Consider the following 22,217-nt stretch of genomic DNA (forward strand, 5'->3'; position numbering starts at 1 on the left):
GCGCCCTTTGCCTCGGATCCGGGCAGCGCCCGCCATGGCCGCCCCGCCCGATCCCCGCCCGTCCCCCGAAGGCCGGGCCTTACCCGATGTTGCGCGCCGCTTCGGTTGCTGCGGCGTCGACAACCCCGTCTGCTGACACGACGACGCCGAACAGCGCCCGCGCCTGCTCCGGCGTATACCGGCCAAGCCGCACGTCCTCGGCCACCAGAGCCGCCTCGCGGGTCATCGGATCGCCATAGCCGCCTCCGCCCGGCGTCGCCACGCGCACCCGGTCGCCCGCGGCCAGCGGGATGTCCTGCGCCTTCGACAGATGCTCGGGCACGGTCTCGACCCCGCCCTGCGTCACCACGACCCGGTTCACCTGCCCATCCGCGCCGCCCAGCACGCCCTGCGGCCCGAAGCGCCCGTGATCCATGACAAAGCTCGCCCGTGCCGTGCCCTTGCGCAGCTCGACCTCGTAGTCCAGACCGAAGCCGCCACGCTGCCGTCCCGCCCCGCCGGAGCCCTCGTGCAAGGCATAGCGGTGGTAGAGGACGGGGAACTGCTGCTCCATGATCTCGACCGGCGGCGCCTTCGAGATGCCGATGGTGGAGCACCCGTTCGAGATCCCGTCGCCCCCGGCCCAGCCGCCGTAACCGCCGCCGGAAATCTGGTACATCACGAAACTCCGCCCCTCCTCCGGCACCGATCCGCCCAGCGCGAAGTTGCCCGAAGAGCCTGCCGGAGCCGCCGTGACCCGATCCGGCAGCGCCTCGGCCAGCGCGACGAAAACCGCCTCGGCGATGCGCTGGCTTACCTCGGCCGCGCAGCCCGACACGGGCCGCGGATATTGCGCATCGAGGAAGGTGCCCTCGGGCCGGATCACCTCCAGCGGCTCGAACGCACCGGCCGAGATCGGGACATCGGGAAAGATATGCCGCGTGGCGAGGTAGACCGACGACATGGTCGTCGCCAGAACCGAGTTCATCGGCCCCGCGCAGGGCGGCGACGATCCGGCGAAGTCGAAGATCAGCCTGTCGCCCAATGCCTGAATGCTCAGCCGGATTTCCAGCGGTTCGTTCACCACCCCGTCGCTGTCGACATACGCCACCGAGGTATAGGTCCCCGGGGGTATCTCGCGGATCGAGGCGCGCATCTGCTCGGCGGCGCGCACCCGAAGCTCGGCGATCGCCTCCCGCACCGTGTCGTCGCCGTAGCGGTCCAGCAGCCGGGTCAGACGCGACTGTCCCACATAAAGAGCCGCCGCCTGCGCCTTCACGTCCCCGATCCGCTGGTCGGACACGCGGATGTTGGAACAGATGATGCCGTAGATCTCGGGATCCAGCACGCCTTCCTTGAACAGCCGCACGGGCGGCAGGCGCAGCCCCTCCTGTTCCACCGCCGTCGCCGAGGCGGAAAACCCGCCCGGCACCGCGCCCCCGGTATCGGGCCAGTGGCCGGTGTTCGACAGCCAGCAGAAGATCCGGCCATCGCGGTAGAACGGCATGGCAAAGCGCACGTCCATCAGGTGCGTCCCGCCCAGGTAGGGGTCGTTGACGATGTAGATGTCGCCGGGTTTCGGTGCCACCGCGCGGCCATCCGCGATCCATTCGATCAGCGTCCGCGTGGAATACTGCATCGTGCCGACAAAGACCGGCAGGCCTTGCGACCCCTGCGCGATCAGCGACCCGTCCTCGGCCGAATAGATCCCGTCGGAGCGGTCATTCGCCTCGGCGATCACCGGCGAGAAGGCGGCGCGGGAAAAGCTCAGGTCCATCTCGTCGCAGACCTGCTGCAGGCCCGACTGGATGACCGACAGCGTGATCGGATCAAGCGTGCTCATGCCGTGGCTCCCAGGGTGATGAGGATGTTGCCGTCCTTGTCCTGCCCGGCCCGGGCGCCGGGTTCCAGAACGATGGTCGTGTCCATCTGTTCGATGATCGCGGGACCGGTCAGCGTGGCGTTCATGGGCAGGTGATCGCGCCAGTAGACGGGTGTGTCGTGCCAGCCGTCGAACCAGACGCGGCGGTGCCCGGTCAGGGCCGCGTCCAGCGTTTCCCTGCGCGCGGCGGCGTCGATCAGCAGGCCAAGGTCGATCTCGGGCCGCCGCCCGATGACCGAGCAGTTGACGTTGACCAGCGCCGGCCGGATCTCGGGCAGATCCACCTGGAAGCGCCGGTAATAGGCCGCCGCGAACAGGGCGCGCAGGTCCTCGATCGAGGGCGTCTCGCTCTCCAGGGGCACGCGCAGCAGGTGGGTCTGTCCGATGAACTGCATGTCGACGCTGGGCAGGATGCGAATGTCGCTGACCTCCACCGCCTCGGCGGCGATGGCGGCGCACCCGGCGGCGATCTGATCGGCCAGCAGGGCATGGACCGTCTCGATCTCCACCGCATCCAGCGGCCGGTTCACCGTGTTCACGAAATCATGGCGCAGGTCGGCCACCACGCATCCCAGCGCATTGGTGATGCCGGGCCGCGCGGGCACCAGCACATGCGGCACGCCCAGCTCGCGCGCGATGGCGCTGGCATGAAGCGGCCCGGCGCCCCCGAAGGCAAAGAGCGCGAAATCCCGTGGATCCTCGCCCAGCGAAACCGACACCATGCGCACCGCATCCGCCATCTTCGCCGTGGCGATCCGCAGCACCGCCTCGGCCGCCGCTTCCGCATCCAGCCCCAGCGGCGCGCCCAGCTCTTTGGCAAAGATCCCCCGGATCTCCTCCAGCGTGACCGGCGCCTCGGCGGTGGTGAATTTCGCCGGATCCATCCGGCCCAGCAGCAAGTTGGCATCCGAAATCGTGGGCTGCGTCCCGCCGCGCCCGTAGCAGATCGGCCCGGGGGTCGACCCGGCGCTGTCCGGCCCGACCTGCAACAGCCCCGCCGCGTTGACCTTCGCGATGGAGCCGCCGCCGGCCCCCACTGTGCGCACATCGACCATCGGCACATGGATCGGCATGGCATATTCGATCTCGATCTCGTGGCTGACCGCCGGTTCCGCGCCCCGGATCATTGCCACATCGGTGCTGGTGCCGCCCATGTCATAGGTCAGCAGGTCCAAAATTCCTGCCCGCCGCCCCGTATAGGCCGCCGCCATCACGCCCGAGGCCGGGCCCGACATCACCGTCTTGGCCGCCTCGCGCGCCACGATCCGGGCCGAGACCATGCCGCCGTTGCCGTTCATAACCAGCAGATCGTGCGCATAGCCCCTCTGCGCCAGCTTGTCGGCCAGCCGTTCGACATAACGGCGCAGCAGCGGCTGGACCGAGGCATTGACCGCCGCCGTCACGCCGCGCTCGTATTCGCGGCTTTCCGACAAAAGCGCATGGCCCATGGTGATGTTCCCGTTGGGCCAGATCTCGGCCGCGATCTCGGCGGCGCGCAATTCGTGCGCGGGGTTGGCATAGGCATGCAGGAAATGGATCACCAGCGCCTCGCAGCCGGTGTCGACCAGCGCCTGCACCGCCGCGCGCAGGGCCTCCTCGTCCAGCGCCACCAGCTCGGCGCCCGAGGCATCCATCCGCTCGCGCACCTCCATGCGCAGATCGCGCGGGATCAGCGGGCGGAAGTCGCCCTTCATCCCGTAGGCATTGGGCCGCGTGCGCCGGCCCAGCTCCAGCACGTCGCGGAAGCCCATCGTGGTGATCAGCCCGGTCTTGCACAGCCGCCGTTCCAGCACCGCGTTGGTCGTGGTGGTCGTGCCATGCACGATCAGATCCAGCGCCGCGACATCCGCCCCGGCCGCGTCCAGCGCGCCCACCACCCCGACCGACTGATCCTCAAGCGTGGTCGGCACCTTGGCCAGCCGCACCGTCGACGCGCGGCTTTCGAACAGGACCAGGTCGGTGAAGGTCCCGCCGACGTCAATGCCGGCCACGATACCGGAGCTTGCGGACTTGCTGGTCATGGATCCCTCTTGTCTGGTTCCCGCGCCGATGCGCCCCGGCGGCCTGCTGGCAGCAAGGCCCCGGAACCGGCGTCTGTCAATGCCCCGCTGACCGGGAAAGGGTCACGTCACCATGTTAGTGTGCATATGATGTGCAAAACCCAAAGGCCGCCCGAGCTGCCCGGAAAAACGGCGCGCTTCGGTCAATGCGGATGGGCCCCCGCGAGGCAGGGATCGCGTCCCGGCCTGCCGCCGAAAAACGCCCGCCTGCGCCGAAACGGCCAATTTCTCGTGATCCGGGCCGTTTCGGGGGCCAAAACCGGCAATGTTCATTGACTCGCCCCCTCGGACATGATCGCTTGCAAGCATACAATTTCCCCCGGCATCGCGATCTTCGAAAGGGCAGATCCATGAGCGAGTCCGACAAGGCGTCCACCCAGGCCGGCACGCACTCGCCCTCCAAAACGGACGCCGACACGCCGCGCCCGGCGCCGGAGAAGATCCGCTGCGACGCCTGCCCCGTCATGTGCTACATCGCCGAGGGCCGCTCGGGCGCCTGCGACCGCTATGCCAATGACGCAGGCCAGCTGATCCGGCTCGACCCCCTGACGATCCTGGAAAACCGCGCGGCAGCCCGGCAGCCCGAAGACGACACGCCCCGGCTGGTGCCCTTCCTCGAGACCGAATGGGACGGCGCCATCGTCGGCGGCAACCGCCAGTTCGTCACCGCCATCGGCGCGGGCACCACCTACCCCGATTACAAGCCCGCCCCCTTCATCGTCGCCTCCGATTACGAGGGCGTCGACATGGTCACCGTGGTGACCGAGGGGATCTTTTCCTATTGCGGCGCCAAGGTGAAGATCGACACCGACCGCCACCTTGGCCCCGAACGCGCCCCCGTGCGCGCGGACGGAGAGATCGTGGGCCATGTCACCACCTCGGAATACGGCAGCCAGATGCTCTCGCTCGGCGGGGTCGAACACCTGACCGGCGGATCGAAGAAGGAAGGCCGCGTGACCTGCGCCACCCTCCTTGCGCTCTGCAACAGTCAAAGCGTGGATCTTGTCATCGACGGCGGCGCCGAGGTGACCGTGGGCGCGGGCAAGGCGCCGGTGGTCAACGGCCAGGTCGAGGAACGGATGCGCGTCGGCTGCGGCTCGGCCACGGTGGGGATCTTCGCCGCGCAATGGCAGGGGTTGGTGGACGAGGTCGTCGTCGTCGACGATCACATCACCGGCGTGATGAGCGAACACCAGGCCGGCAAGGTCATCGGCTGGCAGCCCACCGGGATCAGGATCCTCGGCCGCCGCTCCACCCCCGGCCGCTATTTCCAGGTGGCCGAGCCCGGCACCGGCTGGGGCGGCACGAACATGACCGACCCGCTGACGATCCTCGGGCCCTGGAACCCCAAACACGCGCGGCCCGGCCTGTCGCTGCTGATGGTCTCGACCACCGGCGAGCACGCCGCCTATTACGAGCTGGACGAGGATCTGCGCCCCGTGCAGCTGGAGATCCCCGAGAGGCTCCTGCCCTCGACCCGCCGGATCGAAGAGAATTGCGAACCCGCGCTCTGCTCCGTCCTGTTCATGGGCGGCGCGGGCGGCAGCCTGCGCGCCGGGGTCACGCAGAACCCCGTGGGGCTGACCCGCTCGGTTCAAAAGGCGCTGACACGGGTGACCGTCGGCGGCGCGCCGGCGTATATATGGCCCGGCGGCGGCATCACCCTGATGGCCGACGTCACGCAGATGCCCGAGAACGCCTTTGGCTACGTCCCCACACCGGCGCTTGTCGCGCCGATCGAATTCACCCTTCGCCGCAGCGATTATGCGGCCCTGGGCGGTCACATGGATTACGTCGTGCCCCTGTCCGACGCCCTGTCGGGTGTCCCCGGACGGCAAAGCGACCATGTCCTTGCCGGCCGCCGCGATGTCGGGCGCAGGGGCGATACCCCCTGGCCCGTCCAACCCCTGACCGGACAACAGAAATGAGCGATTTCACCGAAACCCAGACCACCAGCGTCAGCACCGATGGGCGGCGCATGCGCCTGGCCCACGGTCCCATCGACATGATCCTCACCGCCGAGGGCCCGGCCCCGGCCCGCCAGGCCGCCTTCGACCGGGCGCGGCTGGCCTTCCTGCCCGTGCTGGATGAGCTCGCGCAGGAACTTCCCCGCCTGCGCGCCCCCACCGGCCCCGCGCCGACGGGCAGCGTCGCCGGGCGCATGACCCGCGCCGCCGCGCTTTTTGCGCCGCGCTTCGTCACGCCGATGGCTGCCGTCGCGGGCAGCATCGCCGACCACATCCGCGAGGCGGTGCTGGTCCAGGGTCACGGGCTGACGCAGCTGATCGCGAACAACGGCGGCGACATCTCGCTCTGGCTCGCCAGGGGCGCGGTGACGGCGGCGATCTGCGACGATCCCATCTCGGGCCGTTCGGGGGGCAAAATCTCGATCTCGGCGCGCTCGGGCATCGGCGGCGTGGCCACCTCGGGCTGGCGCGGGCGCTCCTTCTCGATGGGCATCGCCGACGCGGTGACCGTGTTGGCCGACCGGGCCGCCACCGCGGATGTCGCAGCCACGCTGATCGCCAATGCCGTCGACCTGCCCGACCACCCCGGCATCCTGCGCCAGCCCGCGAACGAATTGTCGCCCGACAGCGACCTGGGCGCGCGCCTTGTCACCACCGATGTCGCGCCCCTGTCCGTCACCGACCGGGCACAGGCGATCGAGCGTGGCTATGCCCTGGCCCAGGAGTACATCGCACACGGTCTGATCCGTGCCGCATACCTGTCGCTGGAAGAGACCCGCGCCGTCGCCGTCGAGAAGGAAATCCTGCATGCCTGAGCCCGAGATCCGCAAGACCGCCCTCCAGCTGGAAACGATCTGGCACGAGGGCGGCCCGGTGGCCGAGACGCCGCTGAAGAAAGGCGCCGCCATCGCCGTGATCCGCAACCCCTTCGCGGGCAGCTACCATGCCGAGATCGCCGGTTTCATGGATGATCTCAAGCCGCTCGGCCTGCGCATGGCGCAAGAGCTGATCGATGCGCTCGGCGGGGATCCCGCCGCCATCCAGGGCTACGGCAAGGGCGCCATCGTCGGCACCGCCGGAGAGCTGGAACACGGCGCGCTCTGGCACGTGCCGGGCGGCTATTCCATGCGCGAGCTGATCCCCGAGAGCATGGCCATCGTGCCCTCGACCAAGAAGATCGGCGGGCCGGGCACCCGGCTGGACGTGCCGATCACCCATGCCAACGCCTCCTACGTGCGCTCGCATTTCGACGCGATGGAGGTCGGGCTGAGCGACGGGCCGAAGGCCGCCGAGATCGCGCTGGTTCTGGTCATGACCACCGGACCGCGGGTGCATGCCCGTGTCGGCGGGCTGGCCCATGACGACGTGAAGGGCGAGGACGGTCTGCGCTGATGCCCACGCGGATCCGCAAGATCGTCACCCTGGCCGAGACCACCGAGCGCGAGATGGGCCACGCGATCACGCCGCCCGCGCGCAAGGCCGTCGCGGCGGCGGTGATCGCCAACCCCTGCGCCGGTCGCTATGTGCAGGATCTCTCCGAGCTGATCGAGACCGGCGCCAGGCTGGGCGACCTGCTGGCGCGCGAGGCGATGGCGCTGCTGCGGGTCGGGCCGGAGGCGATCCAGGGCTACGGCAAGGCCGCGCTGGTCGGCGAGAGCGGCGAGCTGGAACATGCGGCCGCCCTGCTCCACCCGTCCCTCGGCGCGCCTCTGCGCGCGGCCATCGGCGGCGGTGCGGCGCTGGTGCCGTCGTCCAAGGCGATGGGCGGGCCTGGCGACGTGATCGACGTGCCGCTGGGCCACAAGGATGCCGCCTATGTCCGCAGCCATTTCGACGGGATGCGCCTGCGGGTGTCCGACGCGCCGCGCCCCGACGAGATCGTCGTCGCCGTAGCCCTGACCACGGGCGGTCGCCCCCTGCCCCGCGTCGGCGGGCTGACCCACGACACGGCCGAGGGCAAGGACGGGCTCAGGTAACGGCCCTTCCATCGGCGCCGCAGCATGCGGCCGCGTCCCTCGCCGCCTTCACTACCGGCCGTGGACACGGGATCGCGCCACCGCGTAAGCTGAACAAAACGCGGTATCGGGATTGCAACCGGCCGGCCTGCCGAAACCCGGTCAGGACATCTTGCGCAGAAGTGCCACCATCATCGCCCGCTCATGCGGCTCCAGCGGATCCAGCGTCTCGGCGGTCACGCCCTGCATGATCGGCAGCATCTCGTCCAGCAGGGCGCGCCCCGCCTCGGTCGAGGACAGAAGATAGCGGCGCTTGTCATCCGGATCCGCCCGGCTTTCGATCAGCCCGCGTTCCTTCAGCCGCGACACCACGCCCTTGATCGTCGGCGCGTCCATCATGACCATCCGCCCCAGCGCGTTCTGCGACACCGGGCCTTCCTCTTCGACCAGACGGAACAGGGTGGAGAACTGCACCGCGGTCAGTTTTCCCTGCATCCGTTCCGAACAGATCGCCATGTGCCGCTGGTAGGCCCGGCGCAGCAGGAAGCCGACCTGCTCGTCGAGACGATAGCTGTCAGAGGGAGAGGGAGACATGGCAACTCCGGCTGGGATCGTTTCCGTCGAAGCATGAAGATCGAGGCCCGGTCAACCGGGCATGTGGGTCAAAGCCCTGACGCACCGGCCTTTCGCCTGTTCTCCGGGCGTCCGCCAGGGGCACGGCCCCGGCAGGGTCGTTTGCAGGGCCACGACCTGGGTCCGAGGCGCGGCAAGCCATGCGCGCGCGGGACAGCCTTGTGGCCCCGGACGGGGCAGTCGCCACGGACAGGACAGACGCCGCCACGCCATCCTGCCAACGCGCCGGGCCACCGCACCGAAGACGAACAAGATCAAGACCACGGCGCGCACGCCCAATTCCTAAGCGGGCGTCCGATGTTCCAGCACGCCGTCGTGCCCGCCGTGACGGACCTCGACGCGGAAAGCCGCAGGGTCGCGGGCCCCGGACCCACCGTAAGACTCTGGAATAAAGTCCAAAATCAAGGCCATGAGAGAAGTCCTCCGCCAAACCCCGTCCGCACGCGTGCAGGACCAAATCTCTCATCCATCCCAGTTTTCATTTGTATGCACCCATACTTTGCGCTCCCATCATCCTGTCCTTGCCACAGGGCCGATCCGCGGCACATGCTGCACCCGGCAGGCAGGGGGACCGGCAACAGGGAGCAATCGGGATGCGGTGCAGCATGCGGCGGACAGTGAACGGGGCCCTTGATGCCTGAGGCCCCCGCACCGCTGTCCCTTACCGTCAACGACGCCGCCGTCACGCTCGATCTGCCTCAGGGCACGACGCTGCTGGAAGCGCTGCGCGCCGACCTTGGCCTGCACGGTCCGAAATACGGCTGCGGCTATGGCCAGTGCGGTGCCTGCTCGGTCCTCGTCGACGGTCAGGTGGCCCGCGCCTGCGTGATGCCCGCCAGCGCCGCCAGCGGACGCGCGGTGACAACGCTCGAAGGGCTGGGCCGGGCCGACAGCCCGCACCCCGTCCAGCGGGCCTTCATCGAGGCGGAGGCCGCGCAATGCGGCTATTGCCTCAACGGCATGATCCTGCAGACCGTCGCCCTGCTGCAGGCGGTGCCAGACCCGGACGAGGCCACGATCCGCCGCGCCCTGCGTCACAACCTCTGCCGCTGCGGCACCCATATCGAGATCCTGAAGGCCGTGCGCCTCGCCGCCCGCTACATGGCGGAGCAGACATCGTGACCCGCCCCGCCATCACCATCTGGCGCCACGGACAGGCCGGCACGCCCGAGCCCCTGCTGGACATCGCCGCCGACGGCCGGGTCACCGGATACACCGGCCATGTCGACCTGGGCACCGGCCTGCGCACCGCCATGGCCCAGATCGTCGCCGAAGAGCTCGACATCGCCCCCGGACAGGTCTCCATGGTCATGGGCGACACGGCGAGCACGCCGGATCAGGGGCCGACCATCGCCTCGGAATCCATCCAGATCGCCGCCGTGCCCCTGCGCCAGGCCGCAGCCCAGGCCCGCGCGGTGATCGCGGGGCTGGCCTCTGCCCGCCTGAACGCCGGGATCGACGACCTCGATCTCCGCGACGGCATGATCGGCACCGACGCGGCCCGCCTTCCCATTGCCGATCTGCTCACGGGCCCGCCCGTCAGCCTCCAACTCGACCCGGACACAGCCGTCAAACCCGCCTCCGACTACCATCTCGTCGGCCGGCACCTGCCCCGGGTGGACCTGGCCGGCAAGGCCACCGGCGCCTGGACCTACGTGCATGACGTGGCGGTTCCGGGGATGCTCCATGGCCACGTGATCCGGCCACCTTACGCCGGGCGCGACAGCGGCCCCTTCATCGGCCGGTCCCTGATCGAGGTCGACGAGGACGCCGTTTCCGGCATGGCGGGGTTCGTGGCGCTGGTCCGCAAGGGCGATTTCCTGGGCGTCGTGGCCGAGCGAGAAGGCCAGGCCCGCGCCATCGCCGAGGCCCTGCCCGTCCGCTGGGCCACGCCGCCCGACCTGCCGGACCTGTCGGACATCCCCGGCACCCTGCGCGACCTGCCGTCCGAGAAACGCATGCTGGCAGATCGCGGCGACGTGGACGGGGCGCTGGAGCGCGCCGCCACGACACTCACCCGCAGCTATGCCTGGCCCTGGAACCTGCACGGGTCCATCGGCCCCTCCTGCGCGGTGGCCGACTGGCGTGAGGGGCGAGTGACGATCTGGTCCGGCACCCAGAACCCGCACATGCTGCGCGCCGATATCGCCCGGCTGATGGACCTGCCCGAAACCGCCGTCGACATCGTCCGCCACGAGGCCGCCGGCTGCTTCGGCCGCAATTGCGCCGATGACGTCTGCGGCGACGCGGCGCTGCTGTCGCGCGCCACAGGCCGCCCCGTCCGCGTGCAGCTGACGCGCGAGCAGGAGCATCTGTGGGAACCCAAGGGCGCCGCGCAGCTGATGGACGTGACCGGCGGGCTGGATGCGAACGGCAATTTCGACGTCTACGATTTCGAAACCCGCTATCCGTCGAACCGCGGTCCCAACCTCGCGCTGCTGCTGACCGGCGCCATCGATCCCGCGCCGCAGCCCTGCGACATGGGCGACCGCACCGCGATCCCGCCCTACCGCATCCCCAACCTGCGCGCCGCCGTGCATGACATGGCGCCCATCGTCCGCGCCAGCTGGTTCCGGGGCGTCTCGGCCATGCCGAACACCTTCGCGCATGAATGCTTCATCGACGAGCTTGCCGCCGAGGCCGGCGAGGACCCCGTCGCCTACCGCCTGCGCCACGTCGACGATCCCCGCACCGCCGACCTGATCCGGCGCACCGCCGAGGACGGCGGCTGGCAGCCCGGACGCGCCCCGCGCCTGACCCGGCAGGGCCAGATCGCCACCGGCCAGGGCTTTGCCCATGCCACCTATGTCCACGGCGCCTTTCCCGGGGTCGCCGCCGCCCAGGCCGCCTGGATGGCCGAGGTCACCGTCAACCGCGACACCGGAGAGGTCATCCTCGACCGCATCACCGTTGCCCAGGATCACGGGCTGGCGATCAACCCCGAAGGGGTGCGCCACCAGATCCACGGCAATGTCGTCCAGTCGATCAGCCGCGCCATGGGCGAAGACACCCGCTTTGACCGCACCGGCGCCCGCGACGCGGAATGGGGCAGCTATCCGATTGCCCGGTTCGAGGATCTGCCCGAGATCCGCGCGATCCTCATGGAGCGCCCGGAGGAGCCGCCTTTGGGTGTCGGCGAAAGCGCCTCTGTCCCCTCGGCCGCCGCCATCGCCAACGCGATCTTCGACGCCACCGGCGTGCGGATGCGAGAGCTGCCTTTCACCCCCGAACGGGTCAAGGCCGCGCTGGACGGCCAGCCGCTGCCCCGTGGCCTGCCCGCGCCCGCCGACACGGCACCGCCGCGCTGGCGCCGACTGGCCACCGGGGTCGGCGCGGCGCTTGCCGGCGGGCTGATGGCCAGCGCCGTGGGCCTTGCCATCCGGGCCGAAATCCCGCGCGTGCCCCGCCCCGACAACATCTGGTCCGCCGAGACGGTGGAGCGCGGCCGCCAGCTTTTCGCCGCCGGAGCTTGCGCCGTCTGCCATACCGCCGAGGGGGGCGTTCCGCTGGTCGGCGGCCGCCCGATGGAAACCCCCTTCGGCACGGTCTACAGCACCAACCTCACGCCCGATCCCGACACCGGCCTCGGCGCCTGGTCCTACCCGGCCTTCGCCCGTGCCATGCGCGAAGGCGTGTCGCGCGACGGCAGCCACCTCTACCCGGCCTTTCCCTATACCGCCTTCGCGAAGATGACCGACAGCGACCTGCAGGCGCTTTATGCCTACATCCAGTCGCTGGACCCGGTGCAGGCCGACACCCCGCCGGCCAGCATGATCGCCCCCGTCAACCTGCGCCCTTCCATGGCGGCCTGGAACGCGCTTTACCACGATGCCACGCCCTTCACCCCGGACCGCGCGCAATCCGAGCTCTGGAACCGGGGCGCCTACCTTGTCGAGGGCGTCGGCCATTGCGCCGCCTGCCACAGCCCGCGCAACGCGCTTGGCGCCGAACGCGGCGGGGCCGCGCATCTGTCGGGCGGCATGGTCGACGGCTGGCTGGCCCCGGCGCTGAACGGCACCGGCCCCGCGCCGCTGGACTGGACCGAGGCCGATTTCCTCGCCTATCTCCGCGACGGCGTCTCGCCCCGTCATGGCGCCGCCGGCGGCCCGATGGCCCCGGTGGTGGCCGAGCTTGCCGCGCTCCCCGAGACCGACCTGCGGGCGATGGCGCATTACCTCGCCTCGCTGAACGACACAGGCAAGGACAGATCCGACGCCGCAGCGCCTCTCGACGCCCTCGCGCTCGACCAGCCGCTGGAGATGGCCACCGGCCCTGCCGCGCGCCTCTTCCGGGCAAGCTGCGGAGCCTGCCACATCACCGGGCCGGTGCCTTCGGCCACCGCCGCACGGGTGCCGCTGGCCCTGTCGAGCGCCGTGCATGCCGACCGCCCCGACAGCGTCATTCGCGCGGTGATCGACGGGCTTCCCGCCGTGGGCCGCCCCGACCCGCGCGCCATGCCCGGCTTCGGATCCGCGCTGACCGACGACCATATCGCCGCCCTTGCCCGCTTCCTGCGCCAGACGCTCGCCCCCGACAAACCGGCCTGGGACGGCATCACCGAGGCCATCGGCCGCGCCCGCCAGCCCTGAGCGCCCCCGCCCCGGGAACACTGACTTCCCGAAAGGCTTTCCGGAAGCCAGCGAAACACCGGATTCCGCGCATCCTGTTAGCGCCCGAAAAGTAAATAAAACTCCGAAAACGGAAAGATTAGCCATTCTCGGAAATACCGGTGGAAAATAGATTGAAATCAGGAATGAATTGATCGCAATTTCAGTTGCACAAATCAATTTCGCGGTCTACGTCCCCCTGCGCAGCTCAGCCAGCACGACACTGGCCGCACGAAAGGGAGACAGCGTGGGCGAAAAATCCGGAGCAGAATCAGACGCAAAGGCAACCGCTGACGACCTGCGCGGATTTTCCCTTGAAGATCAGGTCGGCTTCTTGCTGCGCAAGGCCCACCAGCGCAGTTCCCTGTTCTTTTCCGATCTGGTGCCCTCAGATCTGACACCGACGCAGTTCTCGATCCTGTTCCGTCTGGCCGAACAGGGTCCGATGTCACAGAATTCGCTGGGCCGCTCCGTCGCGATGGACGGCGCAACGACCAAGGGCGTGGTGGACCGGCTGGTCGGTCGCGGTCTGCTGGTCACCGAACGCGATCCCTCGGACCGGCGCCGGCACATCGTCTCGCTCACCCCGGACGGGCTGACCATCCTCGACCAGTCGATAGACCGCGTGCGCGAGGTCAGCCAGGCAACCCTCGCCCCGCTCAAACCCGCCGATCGGCGCACCCTGCTGCGCCTGCTCCGGCGCCTGGCCTGAAGCGGGAACGCCCGGCCCTCGGCCCGGGTCGCACCGGCCGATCCTCACCCGCCGCGCGCGCCACGCGGCCCGGCGACGGAAACCGCCTGAAAACAAGGCCATCGCGTCCGGCTCCGGCCCAAAGCGCCGGCGCCACGGCCACGCGACGCGACGGCGGGCCCAAGGCGCGCGCGACTTCTCTGGAAAGCGCCGCGACACCTGCTACAAAGACATCCAGAAACGGACAACGGGAGGCGCAACATGCGATACCATACACCGTCAACATTCGAGGACGCGGCCCAGCTTGCCGCGGGGGCGCAGGGCCTGACCCGCTTCCTGGCAGGCGGCACCGACGTTCTGGTGCAGATGCGCGCGGGCTCGGTCCTGCCCGACGACCTGATCGACATCAAGAAGATCCCCGGTGTCAGCGATATCACGAAGACCGACGACGGCGGCTGGCGCATCGGCGTGGCCGTCCCCGGCCACAAGCTGGGCGCCGATGCCGCGCTCAGGGCCGACTGGCCCGGCGTCGTCGAGGGGATGGAGCTTGTCGGCTCCACCCAGATCCAGGGCCGTGCCACCCTGGCTGGCAACCTCTGCAACGGCTCTCCGGCCGCCGATGGCGTGCCCGGCCTTGTCGCCGCCGGCGCCACGGTCGAGATCACCGGCCCCGACGGCACGCGCACCGCGAAGGTCGAAGACGTGCCCACCGGCCCCTTCAAGACCAGCCTCGCGCAGGGCGAGGTGATCTCGGCCATCCTGCTGCCGCCGCGCGGGCCCAACGGCGGCGATGCCTACCTGCGCTTCATCCCGCGCACCGAGATGGACATCGCCGTGGTCGGCTGCGCCGTCAGCCTGACGCTGGACGGCGACACAATCAGCGACGCCCGCGTCGCCCTGGGCGCCGTGGCGCCTGTCATCGCGCTGGCGCCCGACGCGGCCAAGGCGATCGTCGGCACCACGCTGGATGACGCCGCGCTCGACGCGCTGGCCAGGGCCGCCTCGGCCGCCTGCAAACCGATCGACGACAAACGCGGCACGGTCGAATTCCGCACCGAAGTGGCCGGCGTGCTGGCCAAGCGCGCGGCCAAGATCGCCTATGCCCGCGCGAAAGGAGCCTGAGCCATGAGCAAGATGCACGTCACGACCACCGTCAACGGTGACACGGTCGAGTTCCTCGCCGACCCGCGCGAGACCCTGCTCGATTCCTTGCGCGACCAGCTCGGCCTGACCGGGACCAAGGAAGGCTGCGGCACCGGCGATTGCGGGGCCTGTTCGGTCCGGCTCGACGGCACGCTGGTCTGTTCCTGCCTGGTGCTGGGCGTCGAGGCCGACGGCAAGCGCATCGACACAATCGAGGGCATGTCCGAGGACGGGGCCCTGCACCCGCTGCAGCGCAAGTTCATCGAACATGCCGCGCTGCAATGCGGCTTCTGCACCCCCGGCATCCTCATCGCCGCCAAGGCGCTGCTGGAAGAGAACTCCAACCCCACCGAGGAAGAAGTCCGGTACTGGCTGGCAGGCAACCTCTGCCGCTGCACCGGCTATGACAAGATCATCCGGGCCGTGATGGACGCGGCCGCGGAACTGAGACAGGAGGCCGCGTGATGGCGAAGGACGAGTTCAAGGAATACCGGCTGGTCGGCACCCGTCCCGACCGTCCCGACGGGCTGGACAAGGTCACCGGGCGCGCCCGCTACGGGGCAGACATGTCGGCGCCGGGCATGCTCTGGGCCGCCGTGGTGCGCAGCCCCCATGCCCATGCGAAGATCCTGAAGATCGACGCCAGCAAGGCCGAGGCGCTGGATGGCGTCAAGGCCGTGGTGACCCGCGCCGACTTCCCCACCGGTCTGACCGGCGAGGAATGGAACCTGCAGGAAAACACCATGGCCGGCGAGAAGGCGCTTTATGACGGCCATGCCGTCGCCGCCGTCGCCGCGACCTCGAAGCTGCTGGCCGAGGAAGCCGCGCGGCTGATCGAGGTCGAATACGAAGTCCTGCCGCACGTGATCGACGTCGACGACGCGATCAAGCCGGACGCCCCGGTGATCCGCGAGGGCGCCGCCAATGCCTCCGTCCCCGAGGGCATGCCGCCCAACGTGGTCCAGTACCTGGACTTCGGCCGCGGCGACATCGAGGCAGGCTTTGCCGAGGCCGATCTGGTTTCGGAAAAGACCTACAAGACCGAGGCCACGCACCAAGGCTATATCGAACCCCACGCCTGCCTTGGCCAGCTGGGCGAAGACGGCAAGGGCGAGATGTGGGTCTGCACGCAGGGCCAGTGGTTCATCCGCAAGATGTGCTCCGACGTGCTGGGCCTCGACACCGCGCAGCTGCGAGTGACGCCTTCGGAAATCGGCGGCGGCTTCGGCGGCAAGACCACCATCTTCATGGAACCGCTCTCGCTCGCCCTGTCGCGCAAGGCCGGCGGCAAGCCCGTGAAGCTGGTGATGTCGCGCTCCGAGGTGCTGCGCGCCACGGGTCCGACCGCCTCGGCCTCGATGGACGTCAAGATCGGCATGAAGAAGGACGGCACCATCACCGCCGCCCGGGCCGAATTCCGCATGCAGGGCGGCGCCTTCCCCGGCTCGCCGGTGGACATGGCGCTTTACTGCTGCTTCGCGCCCTACAAGCTCGAGAACGTGCAGCATATCGGCTACGACGTGCTGGCCAACCGCCCGAAATGCGCCGCCTACCGCGCGCCGGGCTCGCCCATGGGCGCCTTCGCCGTGGAAAGCCTGCTGGACGAGATGTGCCGCGAACTGGGCGTCGATCCGATGGAGATGCGCCTGAAGAACGCCGTCGTGGAAGGCGACACCGCCAGCTATGGGCCGAAATACGGCTCCATCGGTCTGGTCGAGACGCTGGAAGCCACCAAGGCCCACCCGAACCTGAAGGCCGAACTGGGCCCGAACCAGGGACGCGGCATGGCCAGCGGCTACTGGTTCAACCACAACGGCGAAACTTCGGTCAGCCTCGCGATTTCCGAGGACGGCACCGCGCAGGTCTCGATCGGCACGCCCGACATCGGCGGCTCGCGCGCGTCGATCGCGCTGATGACGGCGGAAACGCTGGGCATCCCCTACGAGGACGTGCGCGTCAACGTGGTGGAAACCGGCGCGCTCGGCGTCAACGAACCGACCCACGGCAGCCGCGCGACCTTTGCCTCCGGCAAGGCCGCCGTCATCGCCGCCGGGCAGGCCATCAAGGAGATGTGCAAGCGCGCGGCCAACGAATGGGGCATCGACCCCGAGGCCGTGGAATGGGCCGATGGCGCGGCACAGCCCGCCGGCCCCAATGCGGGCAAGTTTCCCCCCATGACCATCGCCGAGATCGCCGGCAAGATGGGGTCCACGGGCGGCCCGATCTCGGGTCACCATGAATCGGTGCCCGAGGGCGTCGGCGCCTCCTTCGGCTGCCACGTCGTGGATGTCGAGGTCGACCCCGAAACCGGCCACGTGAAGATCCTGCGCTATCTCGTGGTGCAGGATGCCGGCCGGGCGATCCACCCGTCCTACGTGGAAGGCCAATACCAGGGCGGCGCGGCGCAGGGCATCGGCTGGGCCCTGAACGAGGCCTATATCTACGACGAGAACGGAAAGCTGCAGAACTCGGTCTTCCTCGACTACCGGGTTCCGGTGGCCTCGGACCTGCCGATGATCGACACGGTGATCGTGGAGGTCCCGAACCCGGGCCACCCCTACGGCGTCCGTGGCGTGGGCGAAACGGGCATCACCCCGCCGCTCCCGGCCATCGCCAACGCCATCCAGGCCGCGACCGGCGCGCGCCTGCACGACCTGCCGATGTCGCCGCCCAAGGTGCTGGCGGCCATCAAGGCGATGGGCTGACGGCTTGGTCGCAGTCCATCTCTGGTCCAGCCTCACGCGCTTCACCGATGGTGCGCGTGAGGTCGACATCGACGCCCAGACCGTCGGCGGCGTGCTCGACGGTCTGAAATCGGACTACCCGGGGCTGGAGCCGATCCTCGATGCCGGGGTCTCGGTCGTCATCGACGGCGAGATCGCCACCGGCCGCCATGTCGAGATCCCCGAGGGCGCCGAAGTCGTGCTGATGCAGCGCCTCAAGGGCGGCTGACCGCCCCGCTGCACCCCCTTATCCCGGGGCGCGCCGCCCTTTTTCGGTCCGCCCCGGGATCCACGCGCCCCGCCCTTCGGCGCATCCACCACCCTTGTCCACACCCGGACCACACCCGCGCCACCCCGTCGGGCCACACACCCAATGCGTGTACCACCCCTTCTTTCAGCGCAGTTTAGTTGACAAGTCGATTTCCCCGGCACTAGCCTGAGATCGGAGGAAATACGATCAGGGTTACAATCGGCCGGGTCAGCCCGCCCCCTGTTCGCACCATCAGATGACACCTGGCCGCGCCCCGACGCCCCGCCACAGGCGCGCCGCGCGGCCCATGACACCACCGGGTCCGGCAACCCTGCCGGCCCTGACTTCGATCTCGCAGGGTAGCCCACGTGCCACCGGTGACGCGCTTTCGAACCGCAGTCCCAGAGCATCCAGTGCCGCCCGGGGTCCAGGACGACCATGGCAACAGGAGGAGAGTTCATGGCTGCTTTCACGATAAACGGATCGCCCCACACGTTCGACGGGGATCCCGACATGGTCCTGCTGTGGTACCTGCGTGACATCGCGGGCATGACGGGCACGAAATTCGGCTGCGGCCTCGCCCTCTGCGGCGCCTGCACCGTCCATGTCGACGGCCAGGCCGTCCGCGCCTGCCAGACCTATGTCGAAGACCTCGAAGGGACCGAAGTCACCACGATCGAGGGCCTGTCCGAAGACGGCTCCCACCCCGTGCAGGAGGCCTGGCGCACCCTCAACGTCGCGCAATGCGGCTATTGCCAGCCCGGCCAGATCATGCAGGCCGCCGCGCTGCTGTCGGACACGCCCAACCCCACCGACGCCGATATCGACGCCGCGATGGCCGGCAACATCTGCCGCTGCGGCACCTACCCGCGCATCCGGGCCGCCATCAAGCTCGCCGCCGGAGGATCCAACTGATGACCCTGCATGACACACCGACCCGCCCCACCGGCGTGATCAACGTCAGCCGCCGGTCCGTCCTGATGGGCCTTGCCGCCGGCAGCCTGGTGCTCGGCCTGCGCCCCTCCGCCCTGCGCGCCGAGGATGTCCCCTATGCCGGAGCGGCCATGCCCGGCGGGGTGAAGGACGACCCCACCATCTTCATCTCCATCGCCGAGGACGGCCAGGTCACCCTGCTGTGCAACCGGGCCGAAATGGGCCAGGGCGTGCGCACCGGATGGGCCGTCGTCGTCGCCGAGGAGCTCAAGGCCGACCTGGATCGCATGACCGTGCTTCAGGCCCCGGGCAACGAAACGCTCTACGGCAACCAGAACACCGACGGCTCGCGCTCCATGCGCCACCATTTCGCCGCCCTGCGCCACATGGGCGCCGCCGCGCGCCAGATGCTGATCGAGGAAGCCGCCGCGCAATGGGACGTCGATCCCGCCGAGGTGACGGCCGAAAATCACATGCTGCTCCACCAGGCCAGCGGACAAAGCATCGGCTTCGGCGCGGTCGCAACCGCCGCCGCCGAACGCGCGGTGCCGGCGGCCGAGGCACTGAGCCTCACCGATCCGGCCGCGTTCCGCTACATCGGCTCGGACGACATCGCGCTGATCGACAATCACGACATCACCACCGGTCAGGCCACCTATGGCCAGGACGCGCAGATCGACGGCATGGTCTTTGCCGTCATCGCCCGCCCGCCCGTCTACGGCGGCCGCGTGGCCAGCGTGGACTCGACCGAGGCCGAAGCCGTGCCCGGCGTGCTGAAGATCGTCGAGATCCCCACACCCGACTTTCCCACCGCCTTCCAGCCGCTGGGCGGCGTGGCGGTGGTGGCCGAAAACACCTTTGCCGCGATCAAGGCCCGCGGCCTTCTGCAGATCGAATGGGACAACGGCCCCAACGCCGCCTATGACAGCGCGACCTACCGGGCCGAGCTGGAAGCGGCGTCGCAGCAGCAGGGCAAGGTGGTGCGCGAACAGGGCGACGCTTATGCCGCGCTCGACAGCGCCGCGACGCGGATCGACGCCACCTATTACATCCCGCATCTCGCCCAGGCCCCGATGGAGCCGCCGGCCGCACTCGCCCGGGTCGCCGACGGCAAGGCCGAGGTCTGGACCAGCGTGCAGGCCCCCGAGGCGATCCGCGCCGACCTCGCCAAACGCTTCGACATCCCGCTTGAAAACGTCACAGTGAACACGCTGCTGCTGGGCGGCGGCTTCGGGCGCAAGTCCAAGCCCGATTTCGCCAGCGAGGCCGCCATCCTGTCGCACGAGATGGACGGCACCCCGGTCAAGCTGGTCTTCACCCGCGAAGACGACCTGCACGCCGGGTTCCTGCACACCGTCTCGGTGGAACGGGTCGAAGGCGGGCTGGACGATCAGGGCAGGCCGGTGGCCTGGCTGCACCGGACCGTGGCGCCGACGATCGTGTCGATCTTCGCACCCGACCCAAAGCACGAAGCCCCGTTCGAGCTGGGCATGGGCCTCGTGGACATGCCCTTCGACATCCCCAACATCCGGATGGAAAACCCCGAGGCCCCCGCCCATACCCGCCTTGGCTGGTTCCGGTCGGTGTCCAACATCCCCCATGCCTTCGCCATCCAGTGCTTCGTGGCCGAACTGGCCGAAGCGGCGGGCAAGGATCCCAAGGATTTCCTGCTCGACTGCATCGGTCCCGACCGCATGGCGATGCAGGACACCTGGCCCAATATCTGGAACTATGGCGAGGATCCGGCGCTTTATCCCAATGACACCGGGCGGTTGCGCGCGGTGACGGAAAAGGTCGCGGCCGAAGCCGGCTGGGGCCGGGATCTGCCGGCGGGCCACGGGCTGGGCATCGCCGCGCACCGCTCCTTCGTGACCTACACCGCCGCGGTGGTCGAGGTCGCGGTGGACGAGGACGGCAGCCTGACCATCCCCCGGGTCGACATCGCCTGCGATTGCGGCGCGGTGGTCACCCCCGACCGGGTGCGCGCCCAGCTCGAAGGCGCGGTGATCCAGGGCGTCAGCCTCGCCACCATCGGCGAGATCACGTTCAGCGACGGCCGGGTGCAGCAGTCGAACTTCGACACCTACCAGGTGACCCGGATCGACGCGGCCCCGGGCGAGATCCACACCCACCTGATGGCCTCCGACTACGGCACCCCGCTGGGCGGCGTCGGCGAACCGGGCGTGCCGCCCGTCGCCCCGGCGCTTCTGAATGCGATCCATGCCGCGACGGGCAAACGGATCCGCGCCCTGCCGATCCGCGACCAGCTGGCGTGAGGCGGTCTTTCGGCAACATCAAGGGCCGGGGCATCGCCAGGTGCCCCGGCCTTTTCATGCCTCAGCCGGAGCGCGAGGGTCACGCTTGTCGTCCGGGGCTTCTCCCATATGTGTCCGGCTCTCGCCCGTCACCCGGTCCGGTTCCCCGCGACCGCGGCACGGACCCACCAGAGGCCTGCCCGACGGTCGGTCGCTCTGGTGACGCCGGGTAGACACCGCCGCGCAGATGTGGATTGCACCGGAAGGCACATCCGGATCCCCGCCCGATCCCCATGCCCAAGGCCGCCGATGCGTCTCCCGTCGCGCTGGTTTCCGGCGCCGCAGCAGGCCCGACACCCGAGCAGACATCCCCCCAATCCCTAACGATCGGTTAAGACGCCGCTGCAAGCCATTGAATTCATTCAGCCGAAAAATGTCCCACGCGTGGGACATCAAAAAGCCGGGCGCAGCTGCGCCCGGCCGTCCTGCTGTTCTCGCGGGCCCGACCACACCGGGCAGAGCGGCAGCCCCCGCCCCGCTCTGCCCTCCGGATCCGATGCGTCAGGCTGCCCGTCCCGGGGTCACGCCGCCTCGGCCGCCAGTTCGCGGCACCCGGTGGCGAGCAGGTCGAAGACATGCGGCGCGAAGCTGTGCCAGACATCCATGCGGAACCGGTCTGTCGCGTCGCGCCACAGAACGACCGTGGCGCCGTCGAAGACGGTGCGCCGGCCCTCGCCCACGGCAAGCCGGTCGATATCGCGCGGGCAGCCCAGAGTCAGCAGCTCGGCCGCGCTGGTGCCTTCGATGACAAAGGTGACCTCGCGCCCAGATACATCCACCAGGCTCATCGGATGGGTCTTGTAGACCTCGTCGCAGGCCGCGCGGATCGTCGGTGCCACGGCTTCGGGGCCGCGCAGCATCCATTCGTCGGGGCCCAGGCACAGAACCTCGGTCTCGCCCACCTCGGCCCGCGCGCCGATCCGGCGCGGCAGGTCGAGGCCAAGCGCGGCCTCAAGCGGGCCCAGCTCGCCCCGGGCGCGCAGCGAAAGCCGGGCGCAGGGCGCGGCGGTGGTGACGCGCACGACGGAGGTTCCGGCGCTGGCATCGGTGGAGAATGCGGGGACAGGAGCGTTCATCGT

The 22,217-nt window shown here is 69.4% G+C and carries 17 protein-coding genes; 13 read left to right on the plus strand and 4 right to left on the minus strand.

The window, feature by feature from the left end; all coding sequences use genetic code 11:
- Positions 1-79: 79 nt before the first annotated feature.
- The gene (locus tag ATO3_RS10110; RefSeq protein ID WP_088649717.1) at positions 80-1,822 is read right to left on the minus strand and encodes a hydantoinase B/oxoprolinase family protein; all 1,743 of its coding nucleotides are present in this window, start codon (positions 1,820-1,822) and stop codon (positions 80-82) included.
- Positions 1,819-3,882 (minus strand): hydantoinase/oxoprolinase family protein, encoded by a 2,064-nt coding sequence (locus tag ATO3_RS10115; RefSeq protein WP_088649718.1) that lies wholly within the window; start codon positions 3,880-3,882, stop codon positions 1,819-1,821. The genes ATO3_RS10110 and ATO3_RS10115 overlap by 4 nt, the downstream gene beginning before the upstream one ends.
- Positions 3,883-4,385: 503 nt before the next feature.
- Between ATO3_RS10115 and ATO3_RS10120 the strand changes: the two genes are divergently transcribed.
- The 4 genes from ATO3_RS10120 to ATO3_RS10135 are packed head-to-tail and all read left to right on the plus strand — an operon-like array spanning position 4,386 to position 7,864.
- Positions 4,386-5,849, plus strand: a complete 1,464-nt coding sequence (locus ATO3_RS10120; RefSeq protein ID WP_198963257.1) for a 6-hydroxynicotinate reductase — start codon at positions 4,386-4,388, stop codon at positions 5,847-5,849.
- Positions 5,846-6,703, plus strand: a complete 858-nt coding sequence (locus ATO3_RS10125; protein WP_088649719.1) for a UPF0280 family protein — start codon at positions 5,846-5,848, stop codon at positions 6,701-6,703. The genes ATO3_RS10120 and ATO3_RS10125 overlap by 4 nt, the downstream gene beginning before the upstream one ends.
- The gene (locus tag ATO3_RS10130; protein ID WP_088649720.1) at positions 6,696-7,280 is read left to right on the plus strand and encodes an amino acid synthesis family protein; all 585 of its coding nucleotides are present in this window, start codon (positions 6,696-6,698) and stop codon (positions 7,278-7,280) included. The genes ATO3_RS10125 and ATO3_RS10130 overlap by 8 nt, the downstream gene beginning before the upstream one ends.
- Positions 7,280-7,864 (plus strand): amino acid synthesis family protein, encoded by a 585-nt coding sequence (locus ATO3_RS10135; RefSeq protein ID WP_088649721.1) that lies wholly within the window; start codon positions 7,280-7,282, stop codon positions 7,862-7,864. Before ATO3_RS10130 ends, ATO3_RS10135 begins: the two co-directional genes overlap by 1 nt.
- Before the next feature lie 141 nt (positions 7,865-8,005).
- Here the strand turns inward: ATO3_RS10135 and ATO3_RS10140 are convergent, their stop codons facing one another.
- Positions 8,006-8,437: a MarR family winged helix-turn-helix transcriptional regulator gene (locus tag ATO3_RS10140; protein ID WP_088649722.1), complete on the minus strand. Its 432-nt coding sequence runs from the start codon at positions 8,435-8,437 to the stop codon at positions 8,006-8,008.
- Positions 8,438-9,109: 672 nt separating this feature from the next.
- On the opposite strand from ATO3_RS10140, the gene ATO3_RS10145 reads away from it, so the two are divergent.
- The 9 genes from ATO3_RS10145 (at position 9,110) to ATO3_RS10185 (ending at position 21,099) form a co-directional block, all read left to right on the plus strand.
- Positions 9,110-9,598, plus strand: a complete 489-nt coding sequence (locus tag ATO3_RS10145) for a (2Fe-2S)-binding protein (protein WP_088649723.1) — start codon at positions 9,110-9,112, stop codon at positions 9,596-9,598.
- Positions 9,595-13,065: a molybdopterin cofactor-binding domain-containing protein gene (locus ATO3_RS10150; RefSeq protein ID WP_158217939.1), complete on the plus strand. Its 3,471-nt coding sequence runs from the start codon at positions 9,595-9,597 to the stop codon at positions 13,063-13,065. Before ATO3_RS10145 ends, ATO3_RS10150 begins: the two co-directional genes overlap by 4 nt.
- A 265-nt stretch (positions 13,066-13,330) precedes the next feature.
- Positions 13,331-13,795 (plus strand): MarR family winged helix-turn-helix transcriptional regulator, encoded by a 465-nt coding sequence (locus ATO3_RS10155; RefSeq protein WP_233152095.1) that lies wholly within the window; start codon positions 13,331-13,333, stop codon positions 13,793-13,795.
- 240 nt (positions 13,796-14,035) lie between these two features.
- A complete protein-coding gene (locus ATO3_RS10160) occupies positions 14,036-14,896 on the plus strand; it encodes an FAD binding domain-containing protein (RefSeq protein WP_088649725.1) in 861 nt (286 codons plus the stop codon).
- Positions 14,897-14,899: 3 nt separating this feature from the next.
- Positions 14,900-15,382 carry a (2Fe-2S)-binding protein gene (locus ATO3_RS10165; protein WP_088649726.1) on the plus strand — a complete coding sequence of 161 codons (483 nt, stop codon included), beginning with the start codon at positions 14,900-14,902 and terminating at the stop codon, positions 15,380-15,382.
- The gene (locus ATO3_RS10170) at positions 15,382-17,622 is read left to right on the plus strand and encodes a xanthine dehydrogenase family protein molybdopterin-binding subunit (protein WP_088649727.1); all 2,241 of its coding nucleotides are present in this window, start codon (positions 15,382-15,384) and stop codon (positions 17,620-17,622) included. The genes ATO3_RS10165 and ATO3_RS10170 overlap by 1 nt, the downstream gene beginning before the upstream one ends.
- 4 nt (positions 17,623-17,626) lie before the next feature.
- Positions 17,627-17,869 (plus strand): MoaD/ThiS family protein, encoded by a 243-nt coding sequence (locus ATO3_RS10175; RefSeq protein WP_088649728.1) that lies wholly within the window; start codon positions 17,627-17,629, stop codon positions 17,867-17,869.
- A gap of 480 nt (positions 17,870-18,349) precedes the next feature.
- A complete protein-coding gene (locus ATO3_RS10180; protein WP_088649729.1) occupies positions 18,350-18,805 on the plus strand; it encodes a (2Fe-2S)-binding protein in 456 nt (151 codons plus the stop codon).
- Positions 18,805-21,099, plus strand: a complete 2,295-nt coding sequence (locus ATO3_RS10185; protein ID WP_088649730.1) for a xanthine dehydrogenase family protein molybdopterin-binding subunit — start codon at positions 18,805-18,807, stop codon at positions 21,097-21,099. Before ATO3_RS10180 ends, ATO3_RS10185 begins: the two co-directional genes overlap by 1 nt.
- A 560-nt stretch (positions 21,100-21,659) precedes the next feature.
- Here the strand turns inward: ATO3_RS10185 and ATO3_RS10190 are convergent.
- A complete protein-coding gene (locus ATO3_RS10190) occupies positions 21,660-22,214 on the minus strand; it encodes a sarcosine oxidase subunit gamma (protein WP_088649731.1) in 555 nt (184 codons plus the stop codon).
- Positions 22,215-22,217 lie beyond the last annotated feature (3 nt).

This window comes from Marinibacterium profundimaris (assembly GCF_002210095.1).
Lineage (GTDB): Bacteria > Pseudomonadota > Alphaproteobacteria > Rhodobacterales > Rhodobacteraceae > Marinibacterium > Marinibacterium profundimaris.

What these genes read in the sequence shown, in the direction of transcription:
- ATO3_RS10110 (WP_088649717.1), bottom strand. Translation starts at nt 1,822, where the DNA reads ATGAGCACGCTTGATCCGATCACGCTGTCGGTCATCCAGTCGGGCCTG.
- ATO3_RS10115 (WP_088649718.1), bottom strand. Translation starts at nt 3,882, where the DNA reads ATGACCAGCAAGTCCGCAAGCTCCGGTATCGTGGCCGGCATTGACGTC.
- ATO3_RS10120 (WP_198963257.1), top strand. Translation starts at nt 4,386, where the DNA reads ATGTGCTACATCGCCGAGGGCCGCTCGGGCGCCTGCGACCGCTATGCC.
- ATO3_RS10125 (WP_088649719.1), top strand. Translation starts at nt 5,846, where the DNA reads ATGAGCGATTTCACCGAAACCCAGACCACCAGCGTCAGCACCGATGGG.
- ATO3_RS10130 (WP_088649720.1), top strand. Translation starts at nt 6,696, where the DNA reads ATGCCTGAGCCCGAGATCCGCAAGACCGCCCTCCAGCTGGAAACGATC.
- ATO3_RS10135 (WP_088649721.1), top strand. Translation starts at nt 7,280, where the DNA reads ATGCCCACGCGGATCCGCAAGATCGTCACCCTGGCCGAGACCACCGAG.
- ATO3_RS10140 (WP_088649722.1), bottom strand. Translation starts at nt 8,437, where the DNA reads ATGTCTCCCTCTCCCTCTGACAGCTATCGTCTCGACGAGCAGGTCGGC.
- ATO3_RS10145 (WP_088649723.1), top strand. Translation starts at nt 9,110, where the DNA reads ATGCCTGAGGCCCCCGCACCGCTGTCCCTTACCGTCAACGACGCCGCC.
- ATO3_RS10160 (WP_088649725.1), top strand. Translation starts at nt 14,036, where the DNA reads ATGCGATACCATACACCGTCAACATTCGAGGACGCGGCCCAGCTTGCC.
- ATO3_RS10165 (WP_088649726.1), top strand. Translation starts at nt 14,900, where the DNA reads ATGAGCAAGATGCACGTCACGACCACCGTCAACGGTGACACGGTCGAG.
- ATO3_RS10170 (WP_088649727.1), top strand. Translation starts at nt 15,382, where the DNA reads ATGGCGAAGGACGAGTTCAAGGAATACCGGCTGGTCGGCACCCGTCCC.
- ATO3_RS10180 (WP_088649729.1), top strand. Translation starts at nt 18,350, where the DNA reads ATGGCTGCTTTCACGATAAACGGATCGCCCCACACGTTCGACGGGGAT.
- ATO3_RS10185 (WP_088649730.1), top strand. Translation starts at nt 18,805, where the DNA reads ATGACCCTGCATGACACACCGACCCGCCCCACCGGCGTGATCAACGTC.
- ATO3_RS10190 (WP_088649731.1), bottom strand. Translation starts at nt 22,214, where the DNA reads ATGAACGCTCCTGTCCCCGCATTCTCCACCGATGCCAGCGCCGGAACC.